Raw genomic sequence first — 14,713 nt, 5'->3', positions numbered from 1 at the left:
CCTCCTGCCGCCGGAGCCGCCATGATCGACCTCTTCGATGTTTTTCTGCTGATGCTGTTCGCCACCGCCTGCGCCTGGCTGTGGCATGCCCATGGCCTGCGTGAACACGCATTGGGGTTGGTGAAACAGCACTGCGCCAAATCCGACATCGAGTTGCTGGATGAAAATGTCGCCCTGCGTCGGCTCGCCCTGCTGCCCGATGCACGCGGGCGCAAGCGCCTGGCGCGGGTGTATGGCTTCGAATTCACCGTCACCGGCGAGCAGCGGCATGTCGGCAGCATCACGCTGTTTGGCAAACAGCTGGGGCGTATCGAACTGGCGCCGCACCCTTTCCGTGAACCGCCGGCACCCAGCGCTCAGGTGATTGAGATGCAGCAGTGGCGCAGTCAGCGTCAGGATTCGGACAACAACACGCCGCATTAAGGCCGACTAATTAAAATCCCGATCAGCCAGAAAGGCCAAGATATGCTGCCATTCGGCGCGACAGCCGTAGGTCATCGGCCGGCGTAGCACGCGGCATTTCAAACGATGCCAACGCCCGCCCAACTGATTGCGCCGGCAACCCGCAAACAGCCATTGCGCTTCGAATCCCTCCCACACCCCGGCGACGGCCCAGTGGTTAAGCCAGACCTGCGGTGCCACCTCATACGCGTAGATCTGCTGCAATTCATCCAGGCTCAAATCACTGGCGCACAGCCGCGTGGCGATAGATCGGAGCGCCGTCTCATCCAGCTCAGTGTCCAGCCACAGCTCGGAGAGCGCCAGCCAGGCATCCTCACGGCAGCTCATCGGGCTTAATCGCGCTGCAACAAGAAATGCGTAACCCGCGCGGCGCTGTCAGTCGGGTGCTCCTGCATAAAGCAGTGTCCGCCGGGTACCACATGGGCGCTGACCTGGGCGTTACTGGCGCACCAACGTGCCACCGATTTGGCGACAAAGGGGTAGCTGCGCTCGCCATAAAGAACCTGCGTCGGCGTCGTCACCTTGGCCAGTGACGGCCACAGGCGCTTGGGAAAGGAGCTGAAAATATCGGCTTCGCGACTTGGCCGGCAACGCAGTTCGGCGCCCTTGTCGCTGTCTTTCAAGGCATGCTGGATATACGCGGCAAACGCTTCTTCGGTCCAGCCACGGAACATCCCACGGCCATGCAATGCGTCATACGCAGCGGCGCGATCTGGCCAGCTGCTGCGGCGCTTGAGCGCCTTGCTGGCCAAGGTTGTGCGCCGGCTCAGGCCCACAACATCGGACAGCGCCATAACGCCGATCATTGCTGGGCTGAACAGCACCGGATCAAGCAACACCGCACGCTGAAACAGTTGCGGTTGCTGGGCCAGGATCAGGCTGGTCAACACCCCGCCAAAGCTGTGGCCCAAGGCATAAGCCGGCGCACCGCCAAACCGCTCACGCCCGGCGTTAAAAGCTTCTACTGCCAGTTCGGCGCTGCGGTTCCAACCGTGGAAGCGGCCACCGTGATCACTCTCACCATGGCCCTGTACATCGCATAACCACAGGTCGAAATCCTCGGCCAACAGCGCCAGCAATGGTGTGTAGACCCGCCCGCAGTAGCCGTTGCCATGCAGAAAATGCAGCACGGGCTTGCCCGAAGGCGGTGAATGCCAACCGCGCAAGGTAAAGCCGGCGCTGCTGTCGTGTGACCAGGGGTGGAGATGCATGAGCGCGCCTTGCGTGATCGTATTCAGGTGGGGATTATCCGCATCGCCAGAGGACTCGTCAGTTCTATCTGACTCCGGCATCCTGGCCGCAGACCTATCAAGGAGGACGTCAGGGTGTTTGTTTTACTGGAATCCAGCCATGCAGGCTTTATCGAGCACCTGCAAGAACAACTCAGCAGCGCCGGCATCGACTGCCATGTAATGGACATGGGACGCGCCGCAGATGGCGAACTGCACTTTGCTATTCGCCTACCGCTTTACAGTCAGATGAGCCACGCTCGGCACCTGCTGTACCGCGACAGGCTATTTGCCCTGCGCATCGACCCTGTGTTCCGCCAAGAGTGGCATGCACTGCGTGAAGCCCCCAAACAGCAAGTGTTGCAGTGGGTCACCTCACCCCTGGCTTTGCGTATCAGCGCCCTGGCTGTGCTGATTCTGCTGTTCGGCAGCCTGGCCGAAATGCTCTGGCGCTAATGCACAGGCCGCGAACCCGGCCTGCAACGCCGACACCTCCTGCGCCTCGCTGAAGATCAGCTCCAGCCGCGAGTCCTTGCGCCATTCGCTGTTTTGCCAATGCAGGGCATCACCATTGAGGGCGTTGGCGGACAGCCAGCCGGCGTTGGTGTGTAGCACCAGCTTGGCGCGGCGCCAGGGCAAGCTGCTCAGCCACTCTTGTACACGCATCAGCTCGAACTGCTGGCTGGGGTGCCAGCGCCAACCGATGCTCCAGCCTTCGGCCTGCTGCTGCACCTGGCAGATCGGCTCGCTTGAGCTGCGCCACAGTTGTGGCAATGGCGCCGCGGCCGTGGGCAGGTTATCCGGCGCATCGTGGCTATCGGCCTGGGCACTAAAGCCGGGCAGTTCTGCCAGTGGCAATGCGCCCTGACGGGTCCAGTAAATCGGTCGTGGCGGCAGCTGCGCCTGGATGCGCGCCTTGCTCGCATCATCCAGCCCTTCGGCCTTGTTCAGTAGCAACAAGCCGGCGCGGCCAAGCGTCGCCTGCTGGCTCTCCGGCAGCGCAACACCGGTCACCAGGGCCTGAGCATCCAGCACCAGCAACGGTGCCTGTACGGCCAGCACGCCAGCCCAGGGCGCAGCGCCCAGCTGCTCCAGCAATTGCAGGGGATGGCCGAGGCCGGAGGGCTCGATCAGCAGGCGATCCGGTTTGGCCTTGCGCAGCAGGCGACCTAGGCCGACCTGGAACGGCACGCCGTTAACGCAGCACAGGCAACCGCCTGCCACTTCGCCCAAGGCAACGCCGTCGTCGTCCGTGGTCAGCAGCGCGGCATCCAGGCCGATCAGGCCGAATTCATTGATCAGCACGGCCCAGCGCTCGTGCGCCGGGCGCTGCGCCAGCAGATGGCGGATCAGGCTGGTCTTGCCGGCGCCGAGCGGCCCGGCAATTACATGGGTAGGGATATTTTTCAGCATGGGCCTATGGTGCGGGTTTGCCTGCGGGGCGAGAAGCCCAAGCAGGGCGCAGACTGAATAAAAGCTGCGTGCTAGAGTCGCCGGCATATTTTTTGGGGGATCGGTCGATGCGTGTTTTTCTGTTGCTGAGCCTGTTTACACTGTCCGGCCTGGCCTGGGGTGAAGCCTGTGTGGTGCATAGCCAGGCCGAGCGCCTGGATGTGAAGGTCTGCCAGCAAAACCGCAGCATCCCGCCCAACCTGTTCCGCACCGGTTTTTGCCAGCCGCAGTTGCAGGGCCAGAAGGTCGAGGTGGAGTTTGTCGAGCAGTGCCCGATGGGCTCGTTTGGCGTATGCCGCAACGCCACGGTCGGCGGCACGCCCTATAAGCAGGATGTGCACTATTACGGCGTGGCCAGCGACGCCACCTACCTCAAGCCCTTCTGCGAAAAGCAGAGCAAGGGCGTATGGATGGCGCGCTAGCCGGCGGTTAAAACTCCGGCGCAGGCAATATGCAGTGCTCATACCACTTTGTCGGTGCAACGCCAGGCTATGTGGGAGGGGCCGGGCGGCGTTCCGCTTTAGCCGCGATTTTCTCAACGCAGCCACATCAGTCGCGGCTAAAGCCCCTCCCACGGAAAGCGACAGCCCATAAGGGCCTCACGCGAGTTCTCTGGCGTACAAGCACCGTCATCAAAGCGTCACCATGCCTATGCTCTAGTGGCCTTGGGTACCTCACCCCTGCATGCCGGGTCACGCGCCGGTGTGCCTTTCTGGTGCTTAAGGCTGCTTTCCCGCAGCCTATTTTTTTGCCTGAAATTCAGGCCAGCCAATCCAGCGTCAGCAATAAACGTCGCTCACCGGCCGGTGGTTGCGGCGAGCGGTGAATCAGCCCGCCACCCTCGTTGCCGATCCATTTCTCGCCCTTGGCCAGCAGCACATGGCCGCTCTCGGCACGCTTGATCAGCGCAGCATCACTGGGCTCAGCCGCCGGATCACCCAAACGCCTGCGCGCCATCACGCCCTCTTCCAGCCATTCACTGCCTACCCCGGCATAGCTGGTAATCAGCCGCACCGGCACATGATCAACGTGAAAGCGCGGGCACATGGCCTTGTCGAGAATGCGTAGGCGCAGGCCGAGGCGTTTGGCGTCGAACAGGCAGGCAAACGCGCTGACCAGCCAGCTGACATCCTGCAAAAAAGCCGTCTGCCCCGGCAGATCGCTGTAAGCATCGACCAGGCCACTGAGGTTCGCCTCGCTCTCCGAACTGGCCAATTCCAGCACCATGGATTGCCCCAGCGGCTCGCCCTGAGCTAACAGGGCGTTGGCGAAATCGGTGATCTGCGCAGGCAGCTGGCGTTGCCAGACAGCCAGGTTGACCTCATCACGCAGCACCTCGCCGAATACAGCAATCTGCTCGCTGCTGACCTGCTGCAGTGGATGACGCAACACAGGCGCGAGCATCAGGCGGCCTGCTCATGCCAGGGGCCAAACGGGTCGGGCAGCGCGCGCCAGGCGTCTACACCCAAGGCCATTTCCGCATCAGTCAGCAGGCAGGCATCCAGCTCTGCGGTTAGTTGGGCGAAGTCGATGTTCTGGCCGATAAACACCAGTTCCTGACGGCAGTCACCGGTCTGCGCCTGCCAGTTTTTCATAATTGCCTGCAGGCCCTCGTCGTCCTGTGGCCACTGCGCCTTGGGCACAAAGCGCCACCAGCGCCCGGCAAAGCCGTGGCGCATCAGCCCGCCCGCCTGGGACCAGCTGCCGGCCTCCTGGTATTTGCTGGCCAGCCAGAAGAAACCCTTGCTGCGCAGCAGACGGCCGTTGCTCCATTCGCGGTTGATGAAATTGAAGAAACGCTCGGGATGCAGCGGCTTGCGCGCCCGGTACGCCGTGGAGGCAATGCCGTATTCCTCGGTTTCCGGAATGTGCTCACCGCGCAGCTCCTTAAGCCATCCAGGCGCTTCGGCCGCGCGCGCGAAGTCGAAGCGGCCGGTGTTGAGGATCTTTTCCAGCGGCACCGCGCCCATGGCCATCGGCACAATTTCGGCGTGGGTGTTAAGGCCCTTGAGAATGGCCATCAGCTCTTCACGCTCGCGGCTGCTGATCAGGTCGATCTTGCTCACCAGCAGCACATCGGCGAATTCCACCTGCTCGATCAGCAGGTCAGTGATCGAACGCTCATCCTCTTCACCCAGGGTTTCGCCCCGGCTGGCCAGGCTTTCGGCCTCGTGGAAATCACGGAGGAAGTTCACCCCGTCGACCACCGTCACCATGCAGTCCAGGCGCGCCACATCGGCCAGGCTCTGGCCATCTTCGCCACGAAAGGTGAAGGTTTCCGCCACCGGCAGCGGCTCGGAAATACCGGTGGATTCGATCAACAAATAGTCGAAGCGGCCATCGCGGGCCAGGCGGCCAACTTCTTCCAGTAGGTCTTCGCGCAGGGTGCAGCAGATGCAGCCGTTGCTCATTTCCACGAGCTTTTCTTCGGCGCGGTTCAGGCTGACATCACGCTGAACTTCGCTGCCATCGATATTGATCTCGCTCATATCGTTGACGATCACCGCCACTTTCAAACCCTGGCGGTTTTTCAGGATGGCGTTGAGCAGGGTGCTTTTACCGGCACCAAGAAAGCCGGATAAAACGGTGACGGGAAGACGCTTGGTCATGGTTGCAGGCTCCATCAGAATTCTGCGTGGCGCAGATGCTTTTCACGTTGTTCTTGGCGCTCTTTGGCTTCGATACACAGGCTTGCGGTGGGCCGCAGCAGCAGGCGCTTAAGGCCGATGGGTTCGCCGGTCTCGACGCACCAGCCGTATTCGCCACGGGCCAGGCGGTCGAGGGCTTCGTCGATCTTGTCGAGCAGCTTCTTTTCCCGCTCCAGCAGGCGCAGCTGCCATTGGCGCTGCTCTTCGGCGCTACCGATGTCGGCGGGGTCGCTGCTGGTTTCGCGCTCGCGCAGGCCTTCAAACTCTTCGGCAATGCGCGCTTGCAGTTCATCGCGTTGGTTGAGCAACAGCGCGCGGAAGAACTGCTGCTGCGCGGCGTTCATATAGTCATCCGCCGGCTGGGCGAGCAGCTCGGCGTGGGTGAGCGGCGTTTCAGTCATCATCAGGATTCGCTGGCCTTGTCATTTACTTGTTATAACATAACATTTAAATCCATCACCAAGCGGCAGATTTCTGATGAACGCACTGACCTTGCCAGACATAGCCACGCAAATACCTGCCCACGCACAGGCGCTGGACTGGGTTGGCATGCAGGGCATCGCGCTGCCGATCAACCTGGCTGGGCAGCGCGCCCATGCCCACGCCGATGTCGGGGTCAGCCTGGATGACGGCAATGCCCGCGGCATTCATATGTCGCGTCTGTACCTGGCGCTGCATGCGTTGGAGCATCAGGCACTCAGCCCGGCGACGCTACAGCAGCTGCTGAGCGCGTTTCTCGATAGCCATCAGGACCTGTCGCAGCAGGCGTCGATCACCTTGCGCGGTGAGGTGTTGCTCAGTCGCCCAGCGCTGGTCAGCCCCCTCGCCGGATGGAAGTCATACCCCTTCGAAGTGCGTGCACGCCAGGATTCATGGGGGTTTCACGTGGAACTGCAGGTAGAAGTGGCCTATTCCTCGACCTGCCCCTGCTCCGCCGCCCTGGCGCGCCAGCTGATCCAGCAGCGCTTTATCGAGGACTTCGCAGGCCGGCCGCTGGACCACACACAACTGTTGGCCTGGCTCGGCTCGCCCCAGGGCATCGTCGCCACACCGCATAGCCAGCGCAGCACCGCCACCCTGCAAGTGCGGCTGCAGGCCGACAGCACGCAGTTACCGCTGGTTGAGCTGATCAACGCCGCCGAACAGGCCCTCGGCACTGCGGTGCAGACGGCGGTAAAGCGCGCCGACGAACAGGCATTCGCCCTGGCCAATGGACAGAACCTGATGTTCTGCGAAGACGCCGCCCGCCGCCTGCACAGCGCATTGCGCGAACAAGCGGCCTTCAGCGCCTTTCACTTGCGCGTGGTGCACGCGGAAAGCCTGCACGCCCACGATGCGGTGGCCGCCAGCGCCTGGAACTGGCGCTGAGGCGATTTACCTGACCCATACGCAGCGCTAACCTGCCGGGCAGCCCATTGCAGGTATGCCCGATGACCAGCCCACTGCCCGCCACATTCCACCTGCGGGCCTACCAACCCGAGGATCTGCCAGCCGTGGTCGCGCTGTTTCAGGCCTCAGTCAGCCAATTGACCACCGAGCACTACGACGCGGCGCAGCGGCAGGCCTGGTCTCCCGAGGTTGCAGACTTGCAGGCCTGGCAAACACGTTTCGCTTTAATTGAGCTACTTATCGCCGAAGATGGCTGCGCTATAGCCGGTTTTATCGGCTTTAGCCTGGATGGACATATCGATCTGCTATTCACCGCACCCGGCTATGCCCGCCAAGGTGTCGCCAGCGCCTTGTATGCCGCTGCCGAGCAACGCCTGCGGGCGGCGGGTGTGCGTGAGCTGCATACCGAGGCCAGCCTGGTGGCCCAGGCGTTTTTTGCCGGCCAGGGATTTTCTGTGCAGCAGGCACAGACGGTGACGCGCGGCGCTGTTATTTTGCCGCGCATGCTGATGGGCAAAATTCTGGAGCCGCGATGAACACCCTGACGATGATCGTGCTGGCCGCCGTGGTGCTGGCCGCCTGCGCCCTGGCGCTGTGGAGCTGGCACAACCAGCGCAAGCTGGAAAAGCTCGATGAGCGAATCAACCGGCAGAGTGAGCTGATCGCGCAACTCGACAGCGTGTTGGAAAACCCGCAACTCAGCGAGGCCGAGCAGCTGGAAAAAAGCGAAGCCTTGCTGGCCAAGCTGCAGGAAACGCGCAAGCCTTAAGTCGCGCGACAGATGCCGCCACTTGTAGGAACCGCGGGGATGCCTAATCCATGCGTGCGAATCGCGGGCATGGGCTAGGCGCCCCCGCCGCTCCTACAAAAGCATGCGCCGCCGAGCCGAAGCGCGCCCTACCAACCGCCACCTCCCCCGCCACCGCCGCCGCCACCTGACGAACCACCGCCGGATGAACCACCACCCTCTGACGAGCTGCTCGATGGCGGCGATGAGGCTAGCGCCGTGGCACTGCTTAGCCCGGCCGCCAGTGCGGTGCTCATCGCCAGCGGGGTGCTGAAGCTGCTGCGGCTGTGATACCAGTCGGGTTGATAGTCACGCTGCGCCGGGTCGATCAGGCCGCTGGCCAGCGCTGTGCTAAAGCGTGCGCTCCATTTGTCTTCCACGCCCAGAGCCATGGCGTAGGGCAGGTGTTTTTCGTACAGCGCGATGCTCATCGCCGGGGCATTGCCGGCCAGGGCCAGGGCGTCGCTTTCCGCCAGTTGCAGGTAGTCGCGATAGCCTTCCAGCTGATCAAGCAGGCGCCGCCCTTCAATCGATGGCGCCGGCAACAGGTAATAGAACAGCACCACCACCAGCACATACACACAGAGCAGCAGCAAGGCCGGCACCGACGCTGCATCACTGAGCATCCACAAGCCAACCGGCACCGGCCAGACAAACATCAACCCCGCCAGACCCAGGCCGATCTGCTTGCCCAAGCTGGGCTGATGCCAGGCCATATACAGCACAAACAGCGACGGCACGCCAAAGCCCAGGGTGAACACCACACCGGCCAGGCCGACGGCCACATCATCCTCGCTACGCGCGCCGGTCAGCACCATCACCAGGCAACCGACCACCGCCCACACCAGGCCCCAGGTCCAGATGCCGCGGTTATTGCTGAACCAGGCCTTGCCCTGGGTGTGCAGCTGGGTTTTCAGCCCGGCCACAGCATCGGCCAGGCGCGGCTCGTAGTCGCTGCCAATCTCCAGGGCAATACCTTCCTTGTTGGCCGGAAACAGGCGCTTGCGCAGCTCGCGGTCAGACTCGCTGAAGTCCTCACGCGCGCCTGCGCCACGGGCCAGGGTAAAACCGCCGCCGCGCGGCTTGTCTTCAATATGCAGGTGCTTGCGGATCGCCATATCGGTGAGCCACACACTGAACGCCCGCGCGTCCTGATAGCGGCCCTTCAACCCGCGATGCCAGAGGTAGCCGGCCTGCACTGCGCTCATGCCCCGGGGGGCCTCGAACAGCGGAATGATCAGGCCTTTTTCAGGGTCACGGCCGACCCGATCCCAGGCCCGCAGATAAAAAATCACCAGGCCGACCAGCAGCAGCGCGCCCAGGCACAGACCGAGGTTATCCAGCAGCAGAGAGCCCAGGCGCTGCGCTACACCCGGCCGCGCCACCAGGCCCGCCGGCCAATCCACGGCCACCGTCAGGCCGTGGTAGGCCGGCAAGGCTTCGGTGGTGGCCAGGCGCAGATAGTCGTCGCGCTGCTCAAGCACCTCGTAGGCCTGGCCCTGCTCACCGTCAGCGCCGGTATAGGCGGCCAAATCACCAATCCGCGCACCCGGCGGTAGCTGGACCTCGACCGAGGCCTGGAGAATCGGGAACACCCACTGGTTACCGGTGACGTTCCAGTACAGCTCGTCGCTATTGAAGTGGTGCAACAGCTGGCGCCCAACCCGGTAACGCAGCTCGTACTGATAACGCCCCGGCTGCAGCAGATGGTCGGCCGAGCCGAGGTAATAGCGCACCCAGCTGCCGTTCTGCTCGACCCGCGCCCGCTCTGCCTGGCCATCGCGGCTCACCCCAAGCAGGGTGATCGGGCTGCTCTGCAACAGACCCAGGGGCAAGCTGTAACTGACTGGCAGATCGCGGTAGATACCGCGCTTGATCTGCTCGCCCTCGGCCTGCACGGTAATCCGCTCGGTCACCAGCAGGTTGCCGTCTGCCTGCACCTGCAGGGTCACGGCAAAGTCTTCGATCACCTCGGCGGCTGCGGCCCACAACGGCAGCAGACACAGGCTCAACAGGGCAAAACGCAGCACTCGCAGCATGTCAAAACTCCATTTTTGGCGACTGGGCGTCACGCGGATCATCCAGACTGAAGTACTCGGACTGGGTAAAGGCAAAGGGTCGCGCCACCAGGTTGCTCGGCACCGACTCGACCAGCACATTCAGCTCGCGCACCGCGCCGTTGTAGTAACGCCGGGCCATCTGGATATGCTCCTCGACCTCGCTGATATTGCGCTGCAAATCGAGAAACTGGCCGTCGGCCTTGAGCGCCGGGTAATCCTCGACCAGGGCGAACAACTGGCGCAACTGAGTGCTCAAATGCGCCTCAACCGGCGCGCGTTCGCCCAGCGGCGAATCCGCCAGCTGCACCGCGCGCATGCGCTCCTGCACCAGCGCCTGCAGGGTGCCCTGCTCGTAGCTCATGTACTGGCGCACGCATTCGACCAGCGCCGGAATCAGACTGGCGCGGCGCTTGAGCTGCACGTCGATACCGCTCCACGCTTCGGCCACCCGCGCGCGGTTGAACACCAGGCGGTTGTAGTAATAAATCGTCAAACCAGCGAGCGCCAACAGCAGCGCCAACACCACCCAGAATCCCGCCCCTTGCATAGCTACTCCTTGATAAAAACCCGCTAATTGCCTGCGCTATCCGCCTACCACCTCACACCATAGCCGCCACCGACCGCGCCTGCCGGCACACCCGGTAACGCCAGCAAGGCGGACAGCACCCGGCAATCGCCGTATCCTCTAGTGCCTGTTACTGCGAGGCCACCCATGCAGATCGAGTTACTGGAGATCCGCGACCACCTGCAGCGCTTCCCGCCCTTCGATGCGCTGCCCGACGACAGCCTCGACGCCATCGCCCGGCAGGTCGAGGTGGCCTACTTCAAGGCCGGCACGGACATCCTCCTGTACGGCGCGGCGATTCACGAGCTGCACTACGTGCGCAGCGGCGCGGTGGAAATCTACCGGCGCAGCGGCGAGCTGTACAACCGCCTGAGCGAGGGCGACATCTTCGGCCAGGCCGGCCTGCTGCGCAGCAACAAGGTGCGCTTTCCGGCGCGGGCGATTGAAGACAGCCTGATCTACTTTATCCCCGCCACGCTGTTTGCCCAGCTGTGCGAAGAGCACGACGGCTTTGCCGAATTCGTCGAGGCCGAAGGCCAGTCGCGGCTGAAATCCGCGGTGGAAAGCCAGGGCCAGGCCAGCGAACTGATCCAACTCAAGGTGCACAAACTGATCTCGCGCCAGCCGGTCTGCGTGAGCCTGGATACACCGGTGCAACAGGCCGCCCAGCTGATGACCGAGCAAAGCGTGTCCTCCCTGGTAATTGTCGACGGCGATGCGCCCGGCGCGGCGATGGTCGGCATCCTCACCGACCGTGACCTGCGCACCCGCGTACTCGCCGTGGGGCTGGCTAGCAGCACGCCGATCAGCCAGGTGATGACCCCCGAGCCCTTCACCGTGCAGGCCGATGACAGCGTGTTCGACGCCATGCTGTGCATGCTGCGCCACAACATCCACCACTTGCCGGTGATGCAGCGACGCCGCCCCATCGGCCTGATCAGCCTGAGCGACATCATCCGCTACGAGTCGCAGAGCAGCCTGTACCTGGTCAACTCGATCTTCAACCAGCCGAATGTCGCCGGCCTGCAAAGCCTGCTGGCGGACCTGCGCGGTACCTTCGTGCGCATGGTCAACGAGCAGGCCACCGCGCATATGGTCGGCAGCGCCATGGCCGGCATCGGCCGCGCCTTTACCCAGCGTCTGCTGGAACTGGCCGAGCAGAAACTAGGCCCGCCGCCAGTGCCCTACTGCTTTATGGTCGCCGGCTCCATGGCCCGCGACGAACAGCTGCTGGTCACCGATCAGGACAACGCCCTGGTGCTCGATGACAGCTTCGACCCGGCGCAGCATGACGCCTACTTCGCCGCCCTCGCCCAGTTTGTCAGCGACGGCCTGGCCGCCTGCGGCTACAGCTACTGCAAGGGCGGCATCATGGCCAGCAACGCCCAGTGGCGGCAGCCGCTGAGTGTCTGGCGCGGCTACTTCAACCAGTGGATTGAGCAGCCCAAGGCGCAAACCCTGCTGCACAGCTGCATCTTCTTCGACCTCGACGGCGTGTATGGCGAGATCGACCTGGTGGAAAACCTCAAAGACCTGCTCGCGCAGAAGGCCAGCAGCAACCCGGCCTTCCTCGCCGCCCTGGCGCGCAACGCCCTCAACCGCACGCCGCCGCTGGGCTTCTTCCGTACCTTTGTGATGGAAACCGACGGCCAGCAGAAGCACATCATCAACCTCAAAGGCCGTGGCACCGCGCCGCTCACCGACCTGATCCGCGTGCACGCCCTGGCCTGCGGCAGCAAGGCGCAGAACTCCCTGGAGCGGCTGGACGCCATCGGCAAAACCAAACTGCTGCAGCCCGAAGCCCTTAGCCAGCTGCGCTACGCCCTGGAGTTTCTCAGCCTGGTACGCGCCCGCCACCAGGCCATGGCCGCCGCCGACGGCGCACAGCCAAACAACTACATCGAGCCGGAAAAAGTCTCCGCCAGTGATCGGCACAATCTCAAGGAAGCCTTTCAGGTAATTAGCAACGCGCAGAAATTCCTGCGCTTTCGCTACCCCGCGCAGCCAGGCAAAAGCCTGTGACAACACCCGACACAGCACTGGACTGGGCCGCGCGCTTTGCCGAACTCGCCGCCAACGCCCGCGACCCACGCCTGCAAGCCTTCTACCAGGCCGGCTGCATAACCGCCGACACCCCGCTGCAACAGGTGCCGCTGTTGGCCCTGGACGTGGAAACCACCGGCCTGGATGCCAACCAGCACGCTATCGTCAGCCTCGGCCTGCTGCCCTTCAACCTGCAACGCATCCGCTGCGGCGCGGCGCGCTACTGGGTGGTCAAACCGGCCAGCGAGCTGAGCGGCGAATCGGTGACCTTTCACCACATCACCCACTCCGACATCCGCCACGCGCCGCGCTTGGGGCAGATTCTCGACGAGTTGCTGACCGCCATGGCCGGCAAGGTGATGGTGGTGCACTACCGCAATATCGAGCGCAGCTTTCTCGACCAGGCGCTGCGTCAGCAGTTGGGTGAAGGTTTGCAGTTCCCGGTGATCGACACCATGCAGCTGGAGGCACGTCTGTATCCCAACCGTCAGCCCGGCTGGCTGGGCCGCTTGCTGGGTCGGCAACCGGTGTCGATCCGTCTGGCCGACAGCCGCCTGCGTTACAACCTGCCGATGTACCAGGCGCACCATGCGTTGACGGATGCGCTGGGGACCGCAGAGCTGCTGCAGGCGCAGGTGGCAACGCGGTACTCAGGGGATACGCCGGTGGGAGAATTGTGGAGTTGAGGCAGTTGCTGAGGAACGACTTGGGCGGCACAAACCACCACGATTGATTTATAAGCTGAACAAGCCATGTAAATAACCCAGCCCGGATTTACTACTTCGAGAACTCAGGATGAATAGTTTCGACTGGCACAGCGATACGATAACGGCAGAAACACCGATCACTACGACCTATCGAAATACGCAAAATGTTCGCCGGTTTTTGACGGAAGCTTGCGGCCCTGGCTTCCAATTTAATCGCGCGTTTATGGCTTGGATAAAAGATGGGGCGCCCAAAACAATGGGCGACGTGGCGGCAGAATGGTTGCGGCGCCAGCAACAATAGCGAAGGATGGGTCGGGCTGCGTAGGTTGAGCATCGCGCTGCTCATCATTTGGCCATTTCGTCGACGTGTTTTCGGCATTGCATCGCATGTACTGATGTTTCTGGTTGCACCCCCTCGGGCGCGTGACTTGATTCGCTACGCTCACCCTTCGGGCCAGCCTGCGGATGTTACTACGCTTCGCTCGCTCAGGCGGCCTGTGACCACTACGCATGGCCACTTCAGACCATTCCTAAGGCAGCTACTCACCACTAGGCTGCAAGAAACCGTTAAGAAATACCGCCCACTCTTCCTCTACCTCTCGTCCGACGAAGAGATGGTCAATCAACCCCTGATTTAGTAAGTCAATGAAGCGTCTCATATCAGACTTCCGCACTGACCACTGATCGAGTCCGTCGATGAAGACCGCGTGGGTTACCCGCGAGCCGCCTCTGCTCTCATACTCTCTGAGTTCCAGGCCAACTAGGTGGCATTCGTAGACAGCGTCGCTCATCTTGCTGCCACCCTTAGTTTTTCCCCAGTACTCCTTGATTTCCCAAATAATGCGCGGGTTAGTGAGCCCAGGAATCGCTCCGTCCAAGTTTCGAGCAGAGACGTGTAACTCGTTGTCAGAGCACCACACGCAGCGTTTCTGTGGGTTTGATTCGATAGTTATGCCTTTCTGATTGCAAATTTGCTCCGCTACAGCGGATACCGCCGCAATCATCGCTTTAGAGGATTGGTGGTGATCCGCGTTTTGCGTCGCTGTATGGCCAACAACTTGTTCCAATCGGTTGCAGAATGCTAAAGCCTCCTCTTCGGTACGAAGGTTGGCCTCCGCAATCAACGCTTGGCTATCACGCTCGACCTGATAATCTAAAAACAATTCGACAACTTCCGCCGCTATCGGGAGCTCACTCCCGTCTGGCAATTCGATTAGTCGTTTCGTCTGGAGCTCGGCTAACCACTGCTGCTGGAACGTTTTCTGCCTCGCTAGTGACAAATAAAAACGGTGTAAGTCCCATAAAGGGTGCCGCCAGCCTAAAGCCAGCCAACGCTCGTTTCCTCGCACAACAAAATCCTATATGTATTTT

Annotated in this window: 18 protein-coding genes; 9 read left to right on the top strand and 9 right to left on the bottom strand. The window is 62.2% G+C overall.

Annotated elements, in window-relative coordinates; all coding sequences use genetic code 11:
• Nucleotides 1–21 precede the first annotated feature (21 nt).
• The gene (locus Q8O69_RS07995) at nt 22–423 is read left to right on the top strand and encodes a DUF3301 domain-containing protein (protein WP_282874558.1); all 402 of its coding nucleotides are present in this window, start codon (nt 22–24) and stop codon (nt 421–423) included.
• Nucleotides 424–429: 6 nt separating this feature from the next.
• Here the strand turns inward: Q8O69_RS07995 and Q8O69_RS07990 are convergent, their stop codons facing one another.
• Together Q8O69_RS07990 and Q8O69_RS07985 are read right to left on the bottom strand one after the other, a co-directional pair.
• Nucleotides 430–789 (bottom strand): hypothetical protein, encoded by a 360-nt coding sequence (locus tag Q8O69_RS07990; RefSeq protein WP_305591062.1) that lies wholly within the window; start codon nt 787–789, stop codon nt 430–432.
• Nucleotides 790–794: 5 nt separating this feature from the next.
• On the bottom strand, nt 795–1,673 hold the full coding sequence (locus Q8O69_RS07985) for an alpha/beta fold hydrolase (protein ID WP_305591060.1): 879 nt from the start codon (nt 1,671–1,673) through the stop codon (nt 795–797).
• A gap of 114 nt (nt 1,674–1,787) precedes the next feature.
• Between Q8O69_RS07985 and Q8O69_RS07980 the strand changes: the two genes are divergently transcribed.
• A complete protein-coding gene (locus Q8O69_RS07980) occupies nt 1,788–2,147 on the top strand; it encodes a hypothetical protein (protein ID WP_305591058.1) in 360 nt (119 codons plus the stop codon).
• Here the strand turns inward: Q8O69_RS07980 and Q8O69_RS07975 are convergent.
• Entirely contained in the window at nt 2,067–3,104 is a 1,038-nt protein-coding gene (locus tag Q8O69_RS07975; RefSeq protein WP_305591056.1) for a GTP-binding protein, read from the bottom strand. The two genes, Q8O69_RS07980 and Q8O69_RS07975, sit on opposite strands and share 81 nt — an antisense overlap.
• A gap of 107 nt (nt 3,105–3,211) precedes the next feature.
• On the opposite strand from Q8O69_RS07975, the gene Q8O69_RS07970 reads away from it, so the two are divergent.
• A complete protein-coding gene (locus Q8O69_RS07970) occupies nt 3,212–3,565 on the top strand; it encodes an NADH:ubiquinone oxidoreductase (RefSeq protein WP_305591055.1) in 354 nt (117 codons plus the stop codon).
• A gap of 337 nt (nt 3,566–3,902) precedes the next feature.
• On the opposite strand, the gene Q8O69_RS07965 is transcribed toward Q8O69_RS07970, so the two are convergent.
• From Q8O69_RS07965 to dksA, 3 genes are read right to left on the bottom strand one after another with little or no spacing between them, the layout of a single operon-like run.
• On the bottom strand, nt 3,903–4,547 hold the full coding sequence (locus Q8O69_RS07965) for a DUF1826 domain-containing protein (RefSeq protein ID WP_305591054.1): 645 nt from the start codon (nt 4,545–4,547) through the stop codon (nt 3,903–3,905).
• On the bottom strand, nt 4,547–5,752 hold the full coding sequence (gene zigA, locus Q8O69_RS07960; RefSeq protein ID WP_305591052.1) for a zinc metallochaperone GTPase ZigA: 1,206 nt from the start codon (nt 5,750–5,752) through the stop codon (nt 4,547–4,549). Before zigA ends, Q8O69_RS07965 begins: the two co-directional genes overlap by 1 nt.
• A gap of 14 nt (nt 5,753–5,766) precedes the next feature.
• Entirely contained in the window at nt 5,767–6,192 is a 426-nt protein-coding gene (gene dksA, locus Q8O69_RS07955) for an RNA polymerase-binding protein DksA (RefSeq protein WP_305591234.1), read from the bottom strand.
• Between the two features lie 76 nt (nt 6,193–6,268).
• On the opposite strand from dksA, the gene folE2 reads away from it, so the two are divergent.
• The 3 genes from folE2 (at nt 6,269) to Q8O69_RS07940 (ending at nt 7,949) form a co-directional block, all read left to right on the top strand.
• Nucleotides 6,269–7,159, top strand: coding sequence for a GTP cyclohydrolase FolE2 (gene folE2 / locus Q8O69_RS07950; RefSeq protein ID WP_305591050.1), 891 nt, complete (start codon nt 6,269–6,271; stop codon nt 7,157–7,159).
• 62 nt (nt 7,160–7,221) lie between these two features.
• Nucleotides 7,222–7,716 carry a GNAT family N-acetyltransferase gene (locus Q8O69_RS07945; protein WP_305591049.1) on the top strand — a complete coding sequence of 165 codons (495 nt, stop codon included), beginning with the start codon at nt 7,222–7,224 and terminating at the stop codon, nt 7,714–7,716.
• Entirely contained in the window at nt 7,713–7,949 is a 237-nt protein-coding gene (locus tag Q8O69_RS07940) for a hypothetical protein (RefSeq protein WP_304869784.1), read from the top strand. The genes Q8O69_RS07945 and Q8O69_RS07940 overlap by 4 nt, the downstream gene beginning before the upstream one ends.
• A 128-nt stretch (nt 7,950–8,077) precedes the next feature.
• Here Q8O69_RS07940 and Q8O69_RS07935 read toward each other — a convergent pair whose 3' ends face one another.
• On the bottom strand, nt 8,078–10,006 hold the full coding sequence (locus tag Q8O69_RS07935) for a DUF2207 domain-containing protein (protein WP_305591046.1): 1,929 nt from the start codon (nt 10,004–10,006) through the stop codon (nt 8,078–8,080).
• A 1-nt stretch (nt 10,007) separates the two neighbouring features.
• Nucleotides 10,008–10,574: a LemA family protein gene (locus Q8O69_RS07930; protein WP_305591044.1), complete on the bottom strand. Its 567-nt coding sequence runs from the start codon at nt 10,572–10,574 to the stop codon at nt 10,008–10,010.
• A gap of 165 nt (nt 10,575–10,739) precedes the next feature.
• Between Q8O69_RS07930 and Q8O69_RS07925 the strand changes: the two genes are divergently transcribed.
• The 3 genes from Q8O69_RS07925 to Q8O69_RS07915 all read left to right on the top strand — a co-directional run bounded on the left by Q8O69_RS07925 (nt 10,740) and on the right by Q8O69_RS07915 (nt 13,643).
• A complete protein-coding gene (locus Q8O69_RS07925) occupies nt 10,740–12,614 on the top strand; it encodes a DUF294 nucleotidyltransferase-like domain-containing protein (RefSeq protein ID WP_305591042.1) in 1,875 nt (624 codons plus the stop codon).
• Entirely contained in the window at nt 12,611–13,321 is a 711-nt protein-coding gene (locus Q8O69_RS07920) for a 3'-5' exonuclease (RefSeq protein ID WP_305591040.1), read from the top strand. Before Q8O69_RS07925 ends, Q8O69_RS07920 begins: the two co-directional genes overlap by 4 nt.
• 109 nt (nt 13,322–13,430) lie before the next feature.
• Nucleotides 13,431–13,643 carry a DUF6434 domain-containing protein gene (locus Q8O69_RS07915; RefSeq protein ID WP_305591039.1) on the top strand — a complete coding sequence of 71 codons (213 nt, stop codon included), beginning with the start codon at nt 13,431–13,433 and terminating at the stop codon, nt 13,641–13,643.
• 238 nt (nt 13,644–13,881) lie between these two features.
• Here Q8O69_RS07915 and Q8O69_RS07910 read toward each other — a convergent pair whose 3' ends face one another.
• Complete coding sequence (locus Q8O69_RS07910; RefSeq protein ID WP_305591037.1) at nt 13,882–14,691, bottom strand: hypothetical protein; 810 nt, start codon at nt 14,689–14,691, stop codon at nt 13,882–13,884.
• Between the last annotated feature and the right edge of the window lie 22 nt (nt 14,692–14,713).

It is taken from the genome of Pseudomonas sp., from assembly GCF_030690725.1.
In the GTDB taxonomy this organism is placed as follows: Bacteria; Pseudomonadota; Gammaproteobacteria; order Pseudomonadales; family Pseudomonadaceae; genus Aquipseudomonas.
This window is presented reverse-complemented; position numbering and strand designations above follow the sequence as displayed.

What these genes read in the sequence shown, in the direction of transcription:
- Q8O69_RS07995 (WP_282874558.1), top strand. Translation starts at nt 22, where the DNA reads ATGATCGACCTCTTCGATGTTTTTCTGCTGATGCTGTTCGCCACCGCC.
- Q8O69_RS07990 (WP_305591062.1), bottom strand. Translation starts at nt 789, where the DNA reads ATGAGCTGCCGTGAGGATGCCTGGCTGGCGCTCTCCGAGCTGTGGCTG.
- Q8O69_RS07985 (WP_305591060.1), bottom strand. Translation starts at nt 1,673, where the DNA reads ATGCATCTCCACCCCTGGTCACACGACAGCAGCGCCGGCTTTACCTTG.
- Q8O69_RS07975 (WP_305591056.1), bottom strand. Translation starts at nt 3,104, where the DNA reads ATGCTGAAAAATATCCCTACCCATGTAATTGCCGGGCCGCTCGGCGCC.
- Q8O69_RS07970 (WP_305591055.1), top strand. Translation starts at nt 3,212, where the DNA reads ATGCGTGTTTTTCTGTTGCTGAGCCTGTTTACACTGTCCGGCCTGGCC.
- Q8O69_RS07965 (WP_305591054.1), bottom strand. Translation starts at nt 4,547, where the DNA reads ATGCTCGCGCCTGTGTTGCGTCATCCACTGCAGCAGGTCAGCAGCGAG.
- zigA (WP_305591052.1), bottom strand. Translation starts at nt 5,752, where the DNA reads ATGACCAAGCGTCTTCCCGTCACCGTTTTATCCGGCTTTCTTGGTGCC.
- dksA (WP_305591234.1), bottom strand. Translation starts at nt 6,192, where the DNA reads ATGACTGAAACGCCGCTCACCCACGCCGAGCTGCTCGCCCAGCCGGCG.
- folE2 (WP_305591050.1), top strand. Translation starts at nt 6,269, where the DNA reads ATGAACGCACTGACCTTGCCAGACATAGCCACGCAAATACCTGCCCAC.
- Q8O69_RS07945 (WP_305591049.1), top strand. Translation starts at nt 7,222, where the DNA reads ATGACCAGCCCACTGCCCGCCACATTCCACCTGCGGGCCTACCAACCC.
- Q8O69_RS07940 (WP_304869784.1), top strand. Translation starts at nt 7,713, where the DNA reads ATGAACACCCTGACGATGATCGTGCTGGCCGCCGTGGTGCTGGCCGCC.
- Q8O69_RS07935 (WP_305591046.1), bottom strand. Translation starts at nt 10,006, where the DNA reads ATGCTGCGAGTGCTGCGTTTTGCCCTGTTGAGCCTGTGTCTGCTGCCG.
- Q8O69_RS07930 (WP_305591044.1), bottom strand. Translation starts at nt 10,574, where the DNA reads ATGCAAGGGGCGGGATTCTGGGTGGTGTTGGCGCTGCTGTTGGCGCTC.
- Q8O69_RS07925 (WP_305591042.1), top strand. Translation starts at nt 10,740, where the DNA reads ATGCAGATCGAGTTACTGGAGATCCGCGACCACCTGCAGCGCTTCCCG.
- Q8O69_RS07915 (WP_305591039.1), top strand. Translation starts at nt 13,431, where the DNA reads ATGAATAGTTTCGACTGGCACAGCGATACGATAACGGCAGAAACACCG.